The sequence below is a fragment of the Ruegeria sp. AL3 genome, from assembly GCF_056536065.1.
This window is the reverse complement of record NZ_JBQFJG010000001.1, coordinates 743,725-762,436: the sequence shown is the minus strand read 5'-3', so window position 1 is coordinate 762,436 and position 18,712 is coordinate 743,725. Positions and strand designations below refer to the sequence as shown.

The 18,712-nt window shown below is 54.6% G+C and carries 16 protein-coding genes; 7 read left to right on the top strand and 9 right to left on the bottom strand.

The features are described 5' to 3' along the window. Positions 1–3 precede the first annotated feature (3 nt). From ACR3E6_RS03855 to mgtE, 7 genes are all read right to left on the bottom strand, one after another. Positions 4–894, bottom strand: a complete 891-nt coding sequence (locus tag ACR3E6_RS03855) for a DUF6615 family protein (protein WP_480485935.1) — start codon at positions 892–894, stop codon at positions 4–6. Beyond that, entirely contained in the window at positions 891–2,204 is a 1,314-nt protein-coding gene (locus tag ACR3E6_RS03850) for a restriction endonuclease subunit S (protein ID WP_480485933.1), read from the bottom strand. Before ACR3E6_RS03850 ends, ACR3E6_RS03855 begins: the two co-directional genes overlap by 4 nt. Then, complete coding sequence (locus tag ACR3E6_RS03845) at positions 2,197–3,762, bottom strand: class I SAM-dependent DNA methyltransferase (RefSeq protein ID WP_480485931.1); 1,566 nt, start codon at positions 3,760–3,762, stop codon at positions 2,197–2,199. Before ACR3E6_RS03845 ends, ACR3E6_RS03850 begins: the two co-directional genes overlap by 8 nt. Before the next feature lie 365 nt (positions 3,763–4,127). Next, complete coding sequence (locus ACR3E6_RS03840) at positions 4,128–5,306, bottom strand: AAA family ATPase (protein WP_480485929.1); 1,179 nt, start codon at positions 5,304–5,306, stop codon at positions 4,128–4,130. A gap of 1,565 nt (positions 5,307–6,871) precedes the next feature. After that, the gene (locus ACR3E6_RS03835; RefSeq protein WP_480485927.1) at positions 6,872–7,531 is read right to left on the bottom strand and encodes a hypothetical protein; all 660 of its coding nucleotides are present in this window, start codon (positions 7,529–7,531) and stop codon (positions 6,872–6,874) included. Between the two features lie 97 nt (positions 7,532–7,628). Continuing rightward, positions 7,629–8,927, bottom strand: a complete 1,299-nt coding sequence (locus tag ACR3E6_RS03830) for a tyrosine-type recombinase/integrase (protein WP_480485925.1) — start codon at positions 8,925–8,927, stop codon at positions 7,629–7,631. 463 nt (positions 8,928–9,390) lie between these two features. Further along, on the bottom strand, positions 9,391–10,755 hold the full coding sequence (gene mgtE / locus ACR3E6_RS03825; protein ID WP_480485923.1) for a magnesium transporter: 1,365 nt from the start codon (positions 10,753–10,755) through the stop codon (positions 9,391–9,393). A 95-nt stretch (positions 10,756–10,850) separates the two neighbouring features. On the opposite strand from mgtE, the gene ACR3E6_RS03820 reads away from it, so the two are divergent. The 4 genes from ACR3E6_RS03820 to ACR3E6_RS03805 are packed head-to-tail and all read left to right on the top strand — an operon-like array spanning position 10,851 to position 13,577. Further along, a complete protein-coding gene (locus ACR3E6_RS03820; protein WP_480485921.1) occupies positions 10,851–11,129 on the top strand; it encodes a hypothetical protein in 279 nt (92 codons plus the stop codon). Positions 11,130–11,134: 5 nt separating this feature from the next. After that, the gene (locus tag ACR3E6_RS03815; protein ID WP_480485919.1) at positions 11,135–11,635 is read left to right on the top strand and encodes an ATP-dependent zinc protease family protein; all 501 of its coding nucleotides are present in this window, start codon (positions 11,135–11,137) and stop codon (positions 11,633–11,635) included. Then, positions 11,632–12,537, top strand: coding sequence for a 30S ribosomal protein S6--L-glutamate ligase (rimK, locus tag ACR3E6_RS03810; RefSeq protein ID WP_480485917.1), 906 nt, complete (start codon positions 11,632–11,634; stop codon positions 12,535–12,537). The genes ACR3E6_RS03815 and rimK overlap by 4 nt, the downstream gene beginning before the upstream one ends. Positions 12,538–12,542: 5 nt before the next feature. After that, the gene (locus ACR3E6_RS03805) at positions 12,543–13,577 is read left to right on the top strand and encodes a succinylglutamate desuccinylase/aspartoacylase family protein (RefSeq protein ID WP_480485915.1); all 1,035 of its coding nucleotides are present in this window, start codon (positions 12,543–12,545) and stop codon (positions 13,575–13,577) included. 47 nt (positions 13,578–13,624) lie between these two features. Here the strand turns inward: ACR3E6_RS03805 and ACR3E6_RS03800 are convergent, their stop codons facing one another. Together ACR3E6_RS03800 and ACR3E6_RS03795 are read right to left on the bottom strand one after the other, a co-directional pair. Beyond that, positions 13,625–13,990, bottom strand: coding sequence for an SPW repeat domain-containing protein (locus ACR3E6_RS03800; protein WP_171638642.1), 366 nt, complete (start codon positions 13,988–13,990; stop codon positions 13,625–13,627). 18 nt (positions 13,991–14,008) lie between these two features. Next, on the bottom strand, positions 14,009–14,257 hold the full coding sequence (locus ACR3E6_RS03795; protein WP_171169366.1) for an EF-hand domain-containing protein: 249 nt from the start codon (positions 14,255–14,257) through the stop codon (positions 14,009–14,011). Between the two features lie 255 nt (positions 14,258–14,512). On the opposite strand from ACR3E6_RS03795, the gene ACR3E6_RS03790 reads away from it, so the two are divergent. From ACR3E6_RS03790 to ACR3E6_RS03780, 3 genes are all read left to right on the top strand, one after another. Further along, positions 14,513–15,364, top strand: a complete 852-nt coding sequence (locus ACR3E6_RS03790; RefSeq protein WP_171638643.1) for a LysR family transcriptional regulator — start codon at positions 14,513–14,515, stop codon at positions 15,362–15,364. Positions 15,365–15,503: 139 nt separating this feature from the next. Beyond that, positions 15,504–16,118 carry a methyltransferase domain-containing protein gene (locus tag ACR3E6_RS03785; RefSeq protein WP_480485913.1) on the top strand — a complete coding sequence of 205 codons (615 nt, stop codon included), beginning with the start codon at positions 15,504–15,506 and terminating at the stop codon, positions 16,116–16,118. A 547-nt stretch (positions 16,119–16,665) separates the two neighbouring features. Next, a complete protein-coding gene (locus ACR3E6_RS03780; RefSeq protein ID WP_480485911.1) occupies positions 16,666–18,645 on the top strand; it encodes a phosphatase PAP2 family protein in 1,980 nt (659 codons plus the stop codon). Positions 18,646–18,712 lie beyond the last annotated feature (67 nt).

Sequence of the window (18,712 nt, the reverse complement as noted above, 5' to 3'; positions counted from 1 at the left end):
ATGCTACTCATCTGGTGTATCCCGAAATACCGGACGGTCGGGAAATTCGCGTACATCAATTTCAACAAGCCGCCCGATACCGCGCTCACGATAATCTGACACGCTTCCTCGGCGCTCATATTCCGGCTCACCAACTTCAGCTAGGCCTTCAATTTCACGCTTTGGGGGATCTTGGTCATTCAACTCATCAAGTGTGGGAAAGTTGAGTAGGGACTCGCTATCCCTCGTCTTATTAGGGTCCATCGCAAGCCGTACGTCCTCGGACATGACCAGAAATTGCAGAATGGTACCTTCAACGTCAAAAACGTTTATTGCACGGTTCGTCACATAGTCCCGGCGCTCGACCAAATAATGCCAGGGCACACAATCTTTTTCGATGTCAGTAAGGCAAGTGGGCATCTCGTTCTTCACCGCCTCAGCAGGAGCCAAAAGGCATCCCGCCTCAAAGGCCTCAAAGTTGCCGCCTATGTTTTCCTTTTTCCAGTGATCGCGCTGTCTTTCGGCTGAATAAAAGCAATATACAGGCTTCAGTTGATTAGCTTGTGCATCTTTGATGAGAAGTTCGATCTGCTCTTCACCAGATGACTTCACCTTATGCGTGATCTTCAGTTTGTCATCTTTTTGCAATCGCTTGGCCTGCACCCGCATCCCGAATTTCCGTCCGCGACCAATGATGTGCCACTCCCAATCCGCCCCGTTCTTGGCCTCCTTCTTCTTGCCAAAGGTGTTCAGGGTAATGATACCGGGATGGCGACGGCGAAGCTCCAACAAGTTGGTTTCGGTGATCGTCTCCTCACCGTAACTGACATTGACATCATCGAGATGGGCAAACCCGAGGTTCTGCGAGGTGGAATGGGCTAACTCCAACAAGCTTTGAAGCAAAGATCCTCTCATACCAGCGTCTCCGCGTCTTTCAGGCGGATTTCGCCAGATATGAGCTGCGGGAGGAGGAGGTCGCGCATCTCGGCGAGGGTTTGGTTTTCTTGTTCGTTTGCAAGAATTTTGCTGAACAATGGTCCGATCACCCCGTCAAACTCGTTGATGAGTTGATCTGGTGGAAAGACAAATTCTTGACGCTTCAAGACTTCGGTCTTCAGGTTGTTGAACACGCTTCCCGTGGCTTGCGAGACGATGGCGTCTTTAAAGTGTAGAAAGGCGAGGTAGAGAAACTCGTTGGACAAGCCGCCGGTGTTCGGAAAGTACAGCCAGCCGTCGTGGATGCAGGCTCGAAGCCTTAGGAATTTTGGTAAACCCGGTGTGGCGCTGTTCGACAAGATCAATGATCCGGGCTGTAACTCAACCGTCTTTTTGAGCCCCTCTTTCTTAATGAACTCCCGGGTGACGAATAGGTTAGGGCCATTACATCTAGTCGCATCGGCAATCTTTACCCATGGAATGCCTGTGGGACGAATAAAGTCCTTGATCGGGCGAGGAGACCCACCTCGTTTGACCGTAACTCGGTCACCTAGCGCTCGCGAAACCCACCCTTCAGGCAAACCATCATTCCCCAACGTTGCAGGGAACATGGGGGCGAGGGCGGAGGCTATTTCGGCAGGGAAGGCGTGGCCCATGATGGCAGTGGGGTCGGTTGCTCTGTCCGCCTGACGGCGGGTGGGGCCGAAATCGACGAACCAATCCCGAAACAGCGCCCGCGCCATCTCTTCCAACGTCTCATTCATCCGCCGGTTCAGCTCGATTTTGTCCGCGATGGGACGCAGGATTGAATTGATTTTCTGTTGCTCGGCAATTGGGGGAACTGTCAGCTCGAACTTCGGAACATCCCTGCACTTTAGGCTGGAGAACACAGCCCCGACATTCAGGTATTTGTCGATTTGTTCCCACCATTGAGGCGTATGGACCATCCAACGCAAGAAGTCAGGCCGAACGCGTGATCCGTCCGCTCGGAGCAGGACCAAATTCTGCCCTAATGCGAAGTCGGTTCCAGTATCATCAACCGCCGTTACACCGGGGTTTGTACGGCGAGACAGGATGACATCATCGGTTTGGTATTTCGTCTTTCGCGTCCAGTGGACATAGTCTTCTTCACTGATCTTTCGGGCTGTTTCAAAAACCACGCGGCCCGTCGTCATCTGCGGAATGCCGACGTAAGGACGCCCCGCCTCGCGAGCGGCTGGTGTTTTGTGGTCGCAATCAAGCAGCGTAACACCTGCCTGTTCTAGTGTAAGGACTTCCCAATCAGTCATTGCCGCTCTCAACGCTCTTCAGACCCTCGACAATCTGGCCTTGCAAGTCCGACGAAAGGTCAAATTGTTGGGTGAGTTGGGCCGCTAGACCCGCAAACTTGTCAGAAAAGGAAACTCCATCATCCAACGCATCAGCCGCCCCGACATAGCGTCCCGGAGTCAGCACATGGTCAAACTTGCGGATGGTCTCCAGCCCTTCGGATTTGCAGAAGCCCGGCGCGTCAGCGTAGGCCTCCCAGCCATTCTCCTCCAAGGTCTCGGGCTTGGCGCGCCAGCGGCGGTAGGTGCCTGCGATGGTCTCGATGTCCTCGTCCGAGAACTCACGCCGGACCCGGTCCACCATATGGCCCATGTTGCGAGCGTCGATGAACAGCACCTCTCCGCGCCGATCTCTTAGCCCGTTGGCTGATTTGTCCCGGCTCAGAATCCAAAGGCAGACGGGAATTTGCGTGGAATAGAAAAGCTGCCCCGGCAGAGCGACCATGCAATCAACGCGATCTTCCTCAATCAGGCGCTTTCTGATCTCACCCTCGCCGCTGGTTTGCGAGGACATGGAGCCATTGGCAAGTACAACGCCCGCATGACCGCGCGGAGCAAGGTGGTGGATGATGTGCTGTATCCACGCAAAGTTGGCGTTGCCCTTGGGCGGGATGCCATATTGCCAGCGGTCATCCTCGGTCAGCCGATCACCGCCCCAATCAGAAATATTGAATGGCGGGTTGGCTAGGATGTAGTCGGCCTTCAGCCCCGGATGCGCGTCTTTGTGAAAACTACCTGCGCTGTCCCACGCAATGTCGGCATCAATGCCATGCACGGCAAGGTTCATTTTAGCCAGCCGCCACGTGGTGTGATTGATCTCCTGCCCATAGACAGCAAGGTTCAGAGGGTTGCCACCATGCTCTTCGATGAAGTTCTCAGACTGAATGAACATGCCACCTGAGCCGCAGCACGGGTCATAAACTCGGCCTTGATAGGGTTCGAGCATTTCAACCAGCGTTCGGACGACAGAGCGAGGTGTGAAGAACTCGCCGCCGCGCTTGCCTTCGGCGCTGGCAAAGCCTGAGATGAAATATTCATAGACCCGGCCCAGCAGGTCACGCGCCCGATCGGCGCTGTCGTGCATCTTGATGTTGGAGAAGAGGTCTACCAACTCACCCAGCATTGTTTTGTCGAGCGTGGGGCGAGCATAATTCTTGGGCAAGACGCCCTTTAGCGTTTCGTTGGTCGGTTCGGCCTCGATTGCCTCCATCGCGTCGTCGATGATCTTGCCTATATTCTCTGAGCGGGCGTTTTTCTGAATGTGCGACCAGCGTGCCTTTTCAGGAACCCAGAAGACATTCTCTGCAAGGTATTCTTCCGGGTCTTCTGGATCAGCGAGTTCGTCTTCAGAAAGCTGATCATGCATCGCCTGAAAGGCTTCAGAGATGTGTTTCAGGAAGATCAGGCCCAGCGCGACATGTTTGTATTCAGACGGCTCAAGCCCCCCGCGCATCTTGTCAGCGGCTTTGAAGAGGTCGGCGGCAAAGTCGAGATCAGCTTTGCGAGTGTCTGTTTTCATTCAATCGATACTTTCAAATTCTCGGTTTTGCACCGATCTGTAACAGACCAATTCTTGTTTTAACAATAGATGCTGACGCGATGGTCGCCCTTTGGTTGTTCATGCCGGCAATTGGTCGCAGGGTTGCTGCCGTGATGATGGCTGGCTTCATGCTTTATTGAATGCCATCCAAAATTCTGCACTTCTTGATCGGTTGTCATTTAATTTAAAAACACCGAGTGTTCAGCGTTATCCTCTCCCCAAATTAACAGGGCAAGTTGCGCCACCACCCCCCTACCCCAATAGGGGGTAGGGGGGTGGTGCAACCAGTTTGAACGTATCTGCGCCACTGCGCGCGCCCTAGGTTTTCGAGGTAGTGGCGCACTTTAATCCGATGCCCATTCGCCTACCTCCAAAGTCGGCACCTCCTTGCGCTGGGCGCTCATTTTGTGTCCCTTTTTCAATGCTCCGGATTTCAGCCAGGACTCGATCATCTTCTTAATTCGCTTTCGATGACACGAGGCGTCCAAGCCCAAAACATTGGCCACAGTTACGCCAGCCCAATCGTCGCCGGTCTGATCCGAATATCGTCGTCCTTTTCCATCCAGGGCGTTTTGCACTGCCAATAGATCTGCAACGCTAACCCCATCGAACGTATCCGGCCATTTCCACGCTTCAGCGACGCCCACACTATCACCGTTCGATAGAAGTACCGATGCCATCCGTCGCCAAACACGGTCACCAACTGGCGCTAAATTGGCTTTATCGCGGGTCACAGAGAAATAGGTAGCAGGGTCGTCTTTTACGCCCGCCTCAGCCTTCATATTGTCCGACATTTTGTTCAAAACCCGCCCGGATCGTGCCGCAGCCAGAAGCGCCGTTGCACCACGGCCGCTTTCGGTTGTCGCAGTTTCGCCATTGGTTTTTCGGGTGTGGTGCACAAGTTCTATTGCGCAATTGCACCGATCCGCGAGACGCGCCCACTCCTTTGCAACTAAATCGATGGCCCCGTTGTCGTTCTCGCCAACTTGATGCGACGAAACGAATGGGTCGATTACTATGACATCAATCCCGCACGTATTGATCTCATTTGCTAAGGCGTCCACTTCTGGCGTGACGATCTTAACACCCCGTGGAGTTTGAATTGCCGTAGTCAGTTCGCGTTCCCGCCCAGTATCAACAAACAATCTGCCGGATATTTCCCTGGGGGTCACATTGTAATGTTGCATGGCTCCGCTTATCCGGCGGTCCATCTCATCACGGGGATCTTCAAGGTTATACAGCCACACCTTAAGGTCTGGTGCGGTCCAATCACCCAATAGCTTACGCCCAGAAGCCATTGCCAGCCCTTCACAAATCGTGAGAGACGACTTACCGACACCACCAGGCGCCACTGTTACGGAAACCTGTTTTCGGATCAGATGTTGTCCGTAAAGCCACGGGCGAGGGGCAATGGTGGACGGATCACGCCAGACAAACTCTGTTGGTAGGCGAAGATTCCCGCCGCTGGTGCTTTCGATTTGATTTCCAAGTAGCTGAGCAGGAATTTCAGAATAGTCCCGCATTACACGCCACTCCCAACAGCCAAATAGGTAATTGCGGTCACGTGCGCTTCAGTGAGGCTATGCAGCCGTAGTAGGATTGAAAACGGCAGGTGCTTCATGCGGCCGGCCTCCTAGTCACATGCTCCAGAAACGCTGTTTGTCGCGCTGGGCGCATCTGAGCAAAACTGGCTAAGCAATAAGCATCCAATTCTTCAGATGCTGCGCTACCGGCCCAAAATGCTGCTTCATCCATAAGGCTGATCAGTGGAGGGATAGGTGGCCCAGCGTAGCTGTGGGCCTGCGTAAGCGCGAGCAAAGCATCGTCACGATCTAGAGTGCACAGGACGTTAGAGGCCAATAGCATTCGGCACGCTGTGCTAAGCCTAGCAGTCAGAACTGTTTGGAATCCGATCCACGCACGCGGGGAGCTGATCCAGAGGGCGTATCCTAAAGTGCGCCCGACGCTCTTTATGGGTTGGGGAATGCATTTCGATATTGATGCGTCCGTGGTTTTCACGATAGCCTCGTTGCGAAGAAGATTGAATTTTCCACGGTTAGTGGGTGCGCCGTCTCCTGTTCCAGCAGGGGCGGCGCTTTCTTTTATGCGAATGCAGGTCATGACATCTGCTCAGACTGAGACTTTTCCCAAGCCTCCAGATCTGACAGCTTCCAACGCGAGCACTGAGGTGACAATTTCACTGGTTTGGGAAATTCTTGATTGGAATTGACCCAACGCCACGGCGTCGATCGATGCACATCATAGCGAGCGCCTACCTGTTTGTCGGATAAGTATGTTTCGGCCATTTTGATTGTCTCTTTTAGTTGCTTGTGATGGCAACTTGACGAAATATGATTGGGACAGTGGCCTGCAGTGTCCCAACTTTCTTGATGGGCTGTCGGAAATCTCCCCTTGTAGCGGTTGCGAAATCGGAAAGGGATGGGCTGGAGAAGGTTGCATGCCATCCATGCTCCCCAATTCAGATGTGGTCGATACGCTCGGTACTGCTTAGATGTCGCAGCGCTGGGCGACATGTCCAATTTCATGCCGAAAAACGACACATGAGGATATCTTTAGTTAACTCGCCTCACTGGAGAAACGCTGATACTCTTTGTTTCTTGGCAGCTCCAAAGAGACGTTCTGGCATAAAGCGAGTAGAAGCCAAGGTACGTATATATATTTATTAGACAATGACTTAACGGATCTACAGGGTGGTGGGGCTTGCTTCAAAGATAAGGATCGTTGACCTATGGAATATCAGAGTGCAATTTTAAGTAGAGTGTTGTTGATTTCGGCAAGGAGATATGATGCTAACAATTGTTAACATTTCATAACGTTTTTCTTAGAAGGCTTTGAGCCATGCTTTCACTTCTAAAAGCCGTCTATTTGAGGTTTCTACCTGTCCCACATCGGCCTCAAAAAAGGCGGCAAGTATTTTTGTGTGGCACACCCTACGTTCGAAAATACAACATGACGCGCCCTCCAAACCCGCGCACGCGTATTCGGAACGGAAAAATTGAAGAAGAACTCCTTCGCGGCGATGGCGGTCGGGCAATTTGGGGCGTTAGGCCGACTGAACAAGACTGAGCTATCTGTTTCGAATCCAACGCTTTCGGTTGGCTTCGGCAGAAGTTCCCAGACCAGCATTGAACGCGTGCTTCGCAGCGGCCGAATCAGAGTGACCTTTTTCAATGCTCGCCTGCATGTGCGCCAGGATCTTTTCCCTTTCCGGTTTTCCTTCGCGGTTTTTTGACTTACCTCCCGCCGAGGCGCTCCTTGCAATTTTTTGTCCCCGAAGTGCGTGTACTTCAATTTCCTTTCCCGCTGCGGCAAATGCGTGAACGCCTGCAGAAAAGGCATTGTGCGCAGTATGTGCTACTACTTCCAAAAGCCATTCACGTTCATTTGGGTCCACTTCGTGGCTCATCCACTCACAACCGAGTTCGATTTGCTTTAAGAAATCAAGAGCTTTATCAGCGTGCGAGCGGCGCGACAATTCCGGGTCGCCATCTGTAACTTCCTCCAAAGCAGTGAATTTTTCGAGCTGTCCGACCACCTTATCGCGTTCTCTTTGCCACTCCTGACTGGCCAGTTCAGGTTCGCCTTCGACCAATGCCTCCAGCTCGCCCAGGTACAGGATCTTTGCCGCACCCTTCCACTCCTTTGGAGCTTCGTCGGGACGTGCGTAATCTGGTTTTCTTCTATACCGTTTTGGCGGGTAACTTTTGGTACGTCGCGCTTCAGCCATTCCAACAGCTCTTTTAACTGAGCGGTATCGTCTGAACTGCACCACCAATTCTCAACGGCAATCCAATCGCGTCGTTGGTAGAGATCGCGCCAATCAATCATTGGATCAACAATCTGGAGACTTTGCTATCCACGGCCGTTTCTCCATTCAGGAAATTTGACCATTCGGTCATTAGCTTGCGCCGTTTCTCAACCATGTCGCCGCGGCGGTATGAAGCCTCCACAGCGCTCCCTATCTTGTGAGCCAGCGCCATTTCAGCCATGTCGCTGGGAAAATGCGTGCGTTCGGCGACCCAATCACGGAACGTGCTGCGCAGACCATGCGGTACTGCTGGTCGTTTGCTGTTCCTATCTATGAAACCGAGCCTGCCATTGGCGACTTCGCTTGTGTGTATTCGTTTCATTGTTGCACTCAACGTCATATCTGACATTTCGCCTCCACGCGGCGCTGGAAAAACCAAAGAGTTGCCCTCAAACCGGGGCAATGCTTCCAGAAGTGCGGTCGCTTCGTCTGACAAGGGTACACGATGTTCCCGATCCATTTTCATCCGCTCCGCTGGAATGACCCAGAGCTTCGTTTCAAAACTGATTTCTTCCCAACGTGCGCCACGAACCTCTTGGGAGCGGGCAGCGGTCAACGCCACAAATTCGAGCGCGCGAGCACCCATTCCATCTCTCTCACGAAGAGCTGCAAACCAATTGGGTGTGTCGTCTATTTGCACAGCGGGCTGGTTGCTCTGTTTTGCGATTTTAGACTTAGCGGGCAGAAGCTCTTTCAAATTTCCTCCCCAGCGGGCTGGGTTATCACCGGTTCGGTGCCCAGCCACTGTGGCCCAAGATAGAACTGTTTCAATACGCCCGCGCAGCCGAGAGGCAGTTTCAGTTTTTGTTTTCCAAATTGGTTCAAGAACGCGAAGAACATCCTGGACAGTGATTTCGTCGACAAGTAACTTTCCAAGTTCAGGCATCGCATAGGTGTTAATGGTGTTGCGCCATTGATCTCGGTGTTTTTCGTTTTTTAAGGCGTCCAGTTTTGCCGCAAGGCATCTCTCGGTTGCTTCAGCAAAGGACAGCCCGCGTCTTTGGGCCATGACGAGCGCTTTTTTAGCAGACTTACGTTCTTCTACAGGGTCAATCCCTCGCCGGATTTGATCCTTCGCTTCCCTGGCACGTTCTCTCGCTTGGGCTAATGAAGTATCAGGATAGCCGCCTAAGCCAATTTCTCGCCTTTTACCTGCTACAGAAACCCTCAAAAGCCATGTACGTCCACCATTGGGAGTGATTTGCATCAAGAGACCTGACACTCCGCCCACCGCGAAAGTCGAGTTTCCAACACAGCCCGGATGCTCCAACCTCTTCACATCAAGCGCAGACAGTTTTTTCGCTACTTTCGGCATACTTACCCCGCAACTTACCCGCCAAAACTACTGACAGCAGTTGCGACGAGGTGCAATGGGTTGCAGCAGGAAATTCTGTAATATTGTTTATTATTAATTGGTTGCAACTAGAGTCGTCATCTGTTGCAACGACAGGATGGCTGCCTTCGTCTCCGCCATCAACCTATTTTAGACAATTGACGTGGTGCGTATAACGTTCCATTTAGTTTTTATTAATAGGCGTTTACCGACTCACAGCATCATCGTGAATTTTACTGGTTACACCTAGTGTTATTCAATAAGTGGCATTTAAATGTCTGCGCTAAGCGCAAAGCTGACAAAGAAGCTGGTAGAGAATCTGGGTCCGGGTCGGCATAGCGACGGCTCTGGTTTGCACCTTGTTGTTGATCCATCGCGTGCGCGGCGTTGGATAGTACGCGTACCAGTCACCCGACCGAACTGATGGTTCGGGTGCGGGAAAGCGTCAAACCAGAAGTGGCATCATTGCGGTTGCAAGGCTCAGGACGAGGAAGAACCCCGCCATGTCAGTTATAGTCGTCAGTAAAGGGCCGCTGGCGACAGCTGGGTCCTGACCGATGCGCTTCAATAGCAATGGCAGAACACCGCCAATGGACACGGCGACGACGGTGTTGAGCCCAAGCGCTCCACCAATCACCAGCCCCAGAAACGGGTTGCCTTTCCACATCCAGGCAACGACGCCAATCAGAAGTCCCAGAACGAACCCGTTGATCACCCCGACTGACACTTCTTTGAGCAAAACCCGCATGGCGTCGATGGGCCGGACAAGGCCGAGGGACAATTCGCGCATGCTGACGGCGACGGCCTGATTGCCGGAACAGCCGCTCATGTCGGACACCATTGGCAGGAACACAGCCAGCGCGATAACAGCCGCGAGGGTTTGTTCATAGGCGGCAATCACACTGGCGGCAATCACATTGAGAACAATGTTTGCCGAGAGCCATTGAAGCCGACGCCGCGCCCGAAGCGGCAGGGGCATCGACCGAAGTTCGTCGCCGAAAACACCCTGACGTTTCAGGCTGGACGATTCCGCGCGTTTCAGCAGAGCATCATCGACGGCAGACCTAGAGACGACACCCACCAGATGCCCGTTCGCCTCGACGACCGGCAATCCAAGAAACGGGTTTTCATCGAACAGGTCTTCCAGTTTCTCCAACTGCATCGTGGCCGGGACGACGATTGGTGGGACCATGATATCGGTCAAACGCGCGCTTCGGCGTGTCGACACGAGGCTACGTAATGAGACCACGCCAATAGGGGCACCATTTGAATCCAGCACATAGGGATGCTGACCCCGATAACGTTCGAGGTCATATTCTTCGTTGGCGAACCGCCGCAACACCTTTCCGACTGTGTCGGTCTCAGAAAATGTGAAGGCCTCAGCAACCATAAGCCCGCCTGCGACATCGTCCTCGTACTCCACCAAGCGGCGAACGTCGGCAGCATCCTCGGGGTCCATCCGGGTAAGGATTGCTTCCGCGTCCGCGTCTTCAAGCTCTCCGATGACATCAGCCTGAACATCCGAATCCAGTTCTTCGATAACTTCTGCGGCCTGCTCCGATTCCATGCGCTCGACAAGATCGACCGCCATCGCATTCGGTGCCTCTTCGATAAGTTCGGCAGCCAGTTCCGGTGGCAGCAAAGACAGTGCGACGCTCCGTTGTTCCACCGGCAGATTGAGTAACTCACGCAATGCATCGCTCAATGGAAGAGGATCAAGCAGGTTTGCGAGTTCGGCCCCGTCACGCCCAGACAAAGCCTGCTGCAGCTGCATTTCCAGTTCCCTTGGGAAAGTATCTGTATCGCTCATATTCGTTTCTTCGGTGGGGTTTCCGGTCAATACAGGCCTTATAACAGATTTTTTTTGCCTATAGACAAATAATCATTGTCATAATAGGAAAAGTCATGCGTAAAAATGACTGGATATCTATGACCGCTGAACGCTTGGCGGAACTTTACGATCAGGACTTTGGCGGTAAGGCAAATGGACGTTATCGAATCCCGGACAAGCTCGTGCGTCGGATCGCAGGGCGTAGACGTTTATACGAAACGGACATCCGCGGATTGTCAGTCGCGCTTTTTGAACTTGGGTACGTGCTAATCGATATGGACACGTTTTATGTCGTGATGAGCGCCAATTCGTTTGTAAATTACAGGCGTGCCAACGATGAATGCATAGAGTAGGTGCCATGGTGAAGCGTGCTGTACACCCAGAAATCATAGGTTGGCGTGAACGCATCAGTCTGCCCGACTTCGGAATAAAGAATATCCCGGCCAAGATAGACACGGGCGCAAGGACCGCAGCACTCCATGCAGTGGACCAGACCGTGTTCGAGATTGACGGCGAGCGATGGGTCGAGTTCATGATACCAGTCCAAAACCGCCGTTCGCCAAACCGGGTTCGAACCAGGGTTGTCGACGAACGCGAGATCAAGAACACGGGTGGTGTTCCCGAACGTCGACTGATCGTGAGAACCCAGCTTTTGCTTGGACGGCATCGCTGGCAGATCGACGTCTCTCTGGCCAACCGTGCGAAGATGGAATTTGATCTGATCCTCGGCCGCACCGCCATTCGCAGGCGGGGGATTCTTGTCGATCCGGGTCACTCCTATCTGCTGGGTTCCGGAAAAGCTCCAGCAGGGATCAAAAAGAAAGCCAGAAGCAAGGACCCGGAGGGACAACGCCAATGAAATTTGTCATGCTGGCCCGGAACCCGGACCTTTATTCGCACCGCCGTCTGAAAGAAGCCGCCGAGCAGCGCGGTCACGAGCTTGATATCGTGAACACGTTGCGCTGCTACATGAACATCGCTTCACGCCGACCCGAAGTCTATTATGATGGTAAGAAGCTCGGGCGTTATGACGCTGTGATCCCCCGGATCGGAGCATCGGTCACTTTTTATGGATTGGCCGTGCTGCGGCAATTCGAAATCATGGGGGTCTTTCCACTCAACGAGTCAGTGGCGATTGGCAGATCGCGCGACAAGCTGCGCTCCATGCAGCTCATGGCGCGGGACGGCATTGGCCTGCCGGTCACCACCTTCGCTCATGACCCGAAGCAAACCGGCGAAGTTCTCAAACTCGCGGGCGACGCGCCACTGGTGGTCAAGCTGCTGGAGGGCACGCAGGGTATCGGGGTGGTTCTTGCCGATTCAAACCGGTCCGCAAAATCCGTGGTCGAGGCATTTCGCGGCGCGAAAGTTAACATCATGGTACAGGAGTTCATCAAGGAAGCGGGCGGCACAGATATTCGTGCGCTTGTGGTTGGTGGCCGCGTTATCGCGGCGATGCAGCGGAAGGGAGCCGAAGGAGAATTTCGGTCCAACCTGCACCGGGGCGGAAGCGCCCAGCCTATCAAGATCTCACCCGAGGAACGCTCTACCGCTGTGCGTGCAGCCAAGACGATGGGGCTGAATGTCTGCGGCGTAGATATGCTGCGCGCCAATCATGGGGCGGTTGTCATGGAGGTGAATTCCTCACCCGGACTTGAAGGGGTGGAAAAGGCAACGGGCATTGATGTTGCAGGCAAGATCATCGAGTTTCTGGAAAAGAACGCCACCAAGGGAAATACCAAGACCAGAGGGCGCGGATAACAGCCATGCGCGAGCCATTTGAAATCGGCGGTTTCACCGTCCCGGCAGGCACGCGGACTACGCTGGACCTGCCGGTGAGCGTGATGTCCGATCATACGCCGGTCAGCATGTCAGTGCATGTGGTTCATGGCCGCCGCCCAGGACCGGTCCTGTTTGTCAGCGCGGCGATTCATGGCGATGAAGTGATTGGCGTCGAAATCGCACGGCGATTGCTACGGGCCCCTCAACTCGACAAGATCGCGGGCACGTTGCTGGTTGTGCCAATCGTGAACGCGTTCGGCTTCATGACACAATCGAGATACCTTCCGGACAGGCGCGACCTGAACCGGTCGTTTCCCGGCAGCGAGGGCGGATCATTGGCGGGCCGCCTCGCACATATCTTTATGACCGAAATTGTTGCGCGTTCCGACCTCGGTATCGATCTTCATTCTGCCGCGATCCACCGCACCAACCTGCCTCAAATTCGAGTTTCCCCGGCCTCGGATGCGACGATTAGATACGCCGATGCGTTCGGTGCACCGGTCGTCATGATTTCCAAGCTGCGCGACGGGTCCCTGCGAAAAGCGGCACAAGAGCGAGGTGTCGATGTGCTGCTGTTCGAAGGGGGAGAAGGGCTGCGTTTCGACGAACTTTCGGCCCGGGCGGGTCTTGCAGGTATTCTTCGGGTTATGAACGCGATGGGCATGGTCGCCAGGCGTGGCATCGCTACCGTGCGTGAGGCGCCGGTTCACGCACGGACGAGTTCCTGGGTGCGCGCTCCGGTCGGCGGTTTGCTTAGAACGTTCAAGGCAGCGGGCGAATATGTGGAGGTCGGCGACTTGCTTGGCCGGATCTCGGACCCGTTTGGCGAAGTAAGAAAGGACGTTCTTGGAGAAACGGACGGCATCATTGTGGGCCGTACCAATTTGCCATTTGTGCACGAGGGCGACGCGTTGTTTCATATCGCCAAAACGACGAGCGCAGATGTTGAAATGCGGATCGACATGATCGCCAATCAGCTCGACGGTGATCCAATGTTCGATGAGGACGAGATCATTTAGGTGGCCTGAATGTGGGGGCGCGGGGCAGTTTCCCACCCCGCGCCGGTTTACGAGATTGCACGCAATCCGCGGCTTGCCATTACCTCCCATGCGGCGAGCGCGATCAGCGCCGATCCCGTTAGCCATGCATTGGCCGTTGCCACAATATGGCCAGTGAAATTCAGCGCTGTTGGTGCGACGATCAGCGAAATCCCCAGTGCCGATACCGGAGTCACCCGTGCGAGAAGGTGGCTCCGACCGTCAGCGCCGGACATGACCAGAACACCAATGCCAATTGCCATGAAGGCGAGAGCTTCAAGTTCAGCCATGCCCTGCAAAAGAGTTTCCTCACGAAACAGGACAAAGGGGGACAAAACCAACCAGATACCCATCGCGGCAAGCAGCCATTTTTGAGGCAGGATTGGCTTCCTCATAACCGTGACAACCTTTGCTTACTGATCCCCTGTGGGACCAGGGAGAAGCTCTGCATCAACGGCGGCAACCAATTCGTCGTCATTGATGAAACCATCGGCATTTGCGTCGATCTCCAGGAAGAGATCATCCGAGACTTCAGGATACTTGGTCTGAAGCTCTGCCAGCGACGCCAGGCCATCCCCGTCCATGTCAAGATCAGCGGGCATGGCGAATGCCGGAACAGCAAACAGTGAAGAGAGCAGAGCAACAACAGAAACTCGACTCATTTTGTTATCTCCATGAGAAAATGGGCTTCTTGCCCATTGTGGGGTTGGTGCAGCGCTCCGGTGTCGTTGGCGTTTCTACAGGTTTCAGATTGCAACGGTTCCTCAGATCGAGATCTCCACTACAAACGAGAATTTTGATTGGCGTTCCGATCTGGCGGGGCACCTTCGCGCTACTTAGAGAATATGGCACACACGTATCTTATTGAATAACGAATTTTTTGCGCAGATAATATCGGATATTCGAATAGGTGACCGATGGATATTGAACTTGCTCGAACTTTCCTCGCCGTGGTGGAAACTGGAACCTTTCTCGACGCAGCCAACAAGGTTCACGTCACACAATCGACAGTGAGCATGAGAATCAGAACTCTCGAGCAACAGCTTGGTCAGCCGGTGTTCCAACGTGGTAAGTCGGGTGCAACCTTGACCATTGCCGGGCGACATTTCCTCAAACACGCTCAGGTTCTGGTGCGCACCTGGACACAGGCAAAGCTGGACGCTGGTCTTCCCGCTTCCATGGCCGCAGCGCTGGAAATCGGCGCGGCGCCGAGCCTTTGGGACGGGTATCTCATAAACGCCTTACCAGAGTTGATGGCAGCGTTGCCGAACGTTGCCGTCAGAGCCTCGGCGGCCTCCTCCGAAGCGATGGCTCGAGAGATCGAGGAGGGCAGCCTCGACCTCGCCGTCATGTACCGTCCGCGGAACGCCTCGGGCTTGTCCGCACTTCAACTTTTTGAGGATGAGTTTGTACTTGTCAGCAGCGGCCCTGACGCCGAACCCGCCGCACTGGGCAGCTCTTACATCCTGATAGATTGGGGCCCGGAGTTCCGCGCCGACCATTTGCTGAACTTTCCAGAGCTTGACGCACCGCGCCTTCAGCTGGGCATCGGAACCTTGGGCCTGCAGTATCTGAAATCTGTTCCCGCAGCTGGCTACTTCCCCAGGCGCGTGATCGAAACGGAACTTCAGGACGGGTGGCTCACGCTGATCGAGGCAGCACCAAGGTTTGCTTACGCGGCCTATGCGGTGTTTGATGAGAGCGAGGTGGATGGATTCCCGGGTCAGGCCGCGCGACGGCTTCGAAGCTTCGCGGACTCCATGGGTTGAATTGCCAACTGGTCAGAAACGACGTTTCACGAACTCGATTCCGGGAGAGATTTACTCAACAAACCAGTCCAGACTGAGATCACACATTGCAGGAGAGTTAGCAAGGAAGGGGCGGCAACTCGTCTCTAGTGGAAACCCTGTGGAGGAAATCGTCGGCTTCAGCCGGGCGGTTCGGGTTGGATCGTTCATCGCTGTCGGGGGCACCGCGCCAGTAGATGTGAACGGCAAGACGCTAGGCATCGGTGACGTCTATGCCCAGCCCAAGCAGTGTTTCGAGATCATCAAGGCCGCTCTCGAACATGTCGGGTCCGGCCTGCAGGACATCGAGCTAACCCGTGTTATCCTGACGGACATCAACAACTGGAAGGACGCGATCGAGGCCCGCAAACTGTACTGCCGCGACGCTCGACGCGATCTCGCTGCCAGCGCCCGCGCCCCGGGCATGCACTGCTATGAGTGGATCGAAGCGTCGGCGCAATCCATGCCCCTCGACGACGGCGAGTTCGATCTGGCTTTCTGCCATCACGGCCTGCAGTTCTTTCCGGACAAGACAGCGACCCTCAGCGAAATCCGCAGAGCGCTGAAGCCCGGTGCATTGTTGGTTGTGACGTGCTGGAAAGCCATCACACCCCTTTTCGCGCCAAACCAGTTAGATCATGCTCATGCTGCGAAGGGAAAAGCAGATGAGAAACACCATCACAGGGTCGGTCGAAGAGAAAGATCCAGATTTGCGACCGAATGTCCGCTTCTGTAACGCTTGAGTGGTGACCCTGCGGTCGCATCGAACTTCCGCTTCCCGCCAAAAACGACAATTGTTGCGCTCGTTACCTAAGTCGTCTTTGGGGCTTGGAGCCGTCGTTTGCTGAACTCTGCTTGAGTGTCTGCTTTAGTGTTTTACCGACATCCTGTGATATGACACTGTGCGCGATGCTTGGCTAGAAATCGAACTTAGTGTGGTATGTATGGCGGTATTATTTCTTTTTACCTAAATTTAACAGTATCTTGCAGGCTTAGTTATACTGACTTCGTCCCCGCCATCCAACTTTCTTTATCTTTCTGTCCGGTGGAATGCGGCTCGAAGCTGGCTGGGCCCGTGATATCCTGTCTTGCATTGGATTCCGAAATTTCTTGAAAGATCGGAATGCAGCGGCGGGGCCTGGTGTCCAGCGCGATCGAAGCCTTTTCTACCCTGGACATTCTCAAAGTGTTGCAGAACAGGGCAAAAAGCCTGTCGGAATGACCGGTCACGATCCGGTAACGGCGCTGTGCGAATCGTTGTCCCCGTCGATCGGGAGAGCAACATGCCGCAACATATCATTCCGTCTGAACCCTGGCAGGACCTGGAAAAGCCCAATCGTGGATTGAACCGGGATCAGTGTCTTTCGAACGCGCCGATTGGTGCCAGAGTCAGGGCAGCCGCCGAACATAACGGCGAAGCAGACCTGTTTGCCGGGACTTGGCCCACGAGCTTTTCGAAGGGCTTGCGGCATGACGAAAATGGTATTGTCGACGCGCAGGTTTATACCGAGTTTCTGGAAGAAGTGGCTGACCCAACCGGCACCGACAATCATGGAAACAGGCTGACGCTGTTTGACACGCCAGCCTATTCCGGGCCCTTCCGCACCGCGCCATCAGAGGGTGGTGAATTTAGATGGCGTGCGTGGGAAGGGCCGATCCTGGGTCATCGGTTGGGGTTCAATGGATTGGATGCCGGCGGTTTAGGTATCGCTCCGGCGCCCAGGCTTGGGTCAGATGAACTGGCGGCAGAGATGGCCGAACTCTATGCGATGGCCTGTCTGCGGGATGTGCCCTTCGAAACCATTCGGGATGGTGCCGAGGGAACCGACAAGGTGCTTGGCGCCCTGGGCCGGTTGGAGTGGTTCCGCAAAGACGGTTGCCCAAAGGATGCCAGCGGTGCCGAGATCGGGAAAGTACCGGCGGCGCGCCAGGTTCGAGATGGCGAAGGTCTGTCTTCGCGAACTTTGTTCCGCGGCTCGAGCCAAGGCTGTTCGGAAGGGCCTTACATGTCGCAGTTCCTTTTGCAGGGGTACGGCCCGCTGACGTCAGACGCGGCGCATGTGCAAGGGCGGTGGTTGGAAAAAACAACAACACCAGGGACAATGCCGTTTGGTTCATTTCGGCTTGACCAAAGGGTTGTACCTCAGGCTGTTGGCGTGGACTATTTGCGGGACTGGGCCGAGTGGCTGGACGTTCAAAACGGGGCGGACGCAACCGGCGAACAAGCCTTTGAGGCCTGTGGCCCGAAGTTTATTGAAACACCTCGCGACCTTGCTACCTATGTGCATTTCGACTCGATCTATCAGGCTTTTTTCAATGCCTGCCTGTTGATGTTGGGCAGAGGGTTTCAAGCAGATGACGGTCTGCCCGATGTCTGGAATTCCCGTGCGGGGGATAGTGGGGCCCATTGGGGCGGATCACACGCGCTGTCAATGCTGGCAGAAACCGCGACCAGGGCAATGCGGGCCGTGCGACGCCAGACCTTTCAGGTGCACAACCGCGCCCGCCCTGAAAAGCTGGGCAGCGTTGCAACTTTGGTGGCGAATGGTCATGGCGCGGTGCTTGGGGCAGCGGAACCGTTTGCCGCAGCCCATCTTGAGAAATTGGAAAGCGCCGCCTGCGAAGATTTCAGTCTTGTGGAAGCCATTGCCGCCGCGCCGGCCACCAAGCGGTTCGCCCACAACGCGGTTTCTCATAAAGGGCTGCCACAAATCGATCGCAACCTGCTTTTGCCTGTTGCTTATCCCGAGGGCTCGCCAATGCAGCCGTCCTACGGGGCGGCGCATGGCGCAGTTGCCGGGGCGTGCGCGACGCTGCTCAAGGCGTTCTTCAGAACACATGCGCTGGACGGGTCCAGGGTAACTTTGGCAGAGGCGGGTATGCCGCGCGTCTTTGTTCCGGCTCCGGGTGGCAGGACACTGGTTGAGTCCGTGCAGCCAGAGGACAACGCAGCGAAGCTTACGCTGAATGGCGAGCTGAACAAGTTGGCTGCGAATATCGCGATCGGGCGCAATTTTGCAGGGGTACATTTCTACAGCGACTATTTCGACAGTATCCGAATGGGTGAACGCGTTGCGGTGGGCATTCTGGCCGAACAGATGGCGAATTTCCGGGGGGCCGCGAAAATGTCGCTTGAAACATTTGATGGAGATCGCCTCAACATCATTGGCGGTCGTTCTTGCGGTAGCGAAATCCACATTGTGAACAGTACGCCCGAATTGTGGTGGACCCGTCATTTGCCTGAACAGGCGGGGTGGGCATGATGAAGCTATCAGGCCCCATGACAGGTCGATTTCCATGATGCTTCCTTGTTCGTCACCGGTGGCGATC

Coding starts and splice junctions, on each gene's coding strand:
- ACR3E6_RS03850 (WP_480485933.1), bottom strand. CDS start 2,204: ATGACTGATTGGGAAGTCCTTACACTAGAACAGGCAGGTGTTACGCTG.
- ACR3E6_RS03830 (WP_480485925.1), bottom strand. CDS start 8,927: ATGCCGAAAGTAGCGAAAAAACTGTCTGCGCTTGATGTGAAGAGGTTG.
- mgtE (WP_480485923.1), bottom strand. CDS start 10,755: ATGAGCGATACAGATACTTTCCCAAGGGAACTGGAAATGCAGCTGCAG.
- ACR3E6_RS03790 (WP_171638643.1), top strand. CDS start 14,513: ATGGATATTGAACTTGCTCGAACTTTCCTCGCCGTGGTGGAAACTGGA.
- rimK (WP_480485917.1), top strand. CDS start 11,632: ATGAAATTTGTCATGCTGGCCCGGAACCCGGACCTTTATTCGCACCGC.
- ACR3E6_RS03780 (WP_480485911.1), top strand. CDS start 16,666: ATGCCGCAACATATCATTCCGTCTGAACCCTGGCAGGACCTGGAAAAG.
- ACR3E6_RS03855 (WP_480485935.1), bottom strand. CDS start 894: ATGAGAGGATCTTTGCTTCAAAGCTTGTTGGAGTTAGCCCATTCCACC.
- ACR3E6_RS03840 (WP_480485929.1), bottom strand. CDS start 5,306: ATGCGGGACTATTCTGAAATTCCTGCTCAGCTACTTGGAAATCAAATC.
- ACR3E6_RS03820 (WP_480485921.1), top strand. CDS start 10,851: ATGCGTAAAAATGACTGGATATCTATGACCGCTGAACGCTTGGCGGAA.
- ACR3E6_RS03815 (WP_480485919.1), top strand. CDS start 11,135: ATGGTGAAGCGTGCTGTACACCCAGAAATCATAGGTTGGCGTGAACGC.
- ACR3E6_RS03795 (WP_171169366.1), bottom strand. CDS start 14,257: ATGAGTCGAGTTTCTGTTGTTGCTCTGCTCTCTTCACTGTTTGCTGTT.
- ACR3E6_RS03835 (WP_480485927.1), bottom strand. CDS start 7,531: ATGGCTGAAGCGCGACGTACCAAAAGTTACCCGCCAAAACGGTATAGA.
- ACR3E6_RS03800 (WP_171638642.1), bottom strand. CDS start 13,990: ATGAGGAAGCCAATCCTGCCTCAAAAATGGCTGCTTGCCGCGATGGGT.
- ACR3E6_RS03805 (WP_480485915.1), top strand. CDS start 12,543: ATGCGCGAGCCATTTGAAATCGGCGGTTTCACCGTCCCGGCAGGCACG.
- ACR3E6_RS03845 (WP_480485931.1), bottom strand. CDS start 3,762: ATGAAAACAGACACTCGCAAAGCTGATCTCGACTTTGCCGCCGACCTC.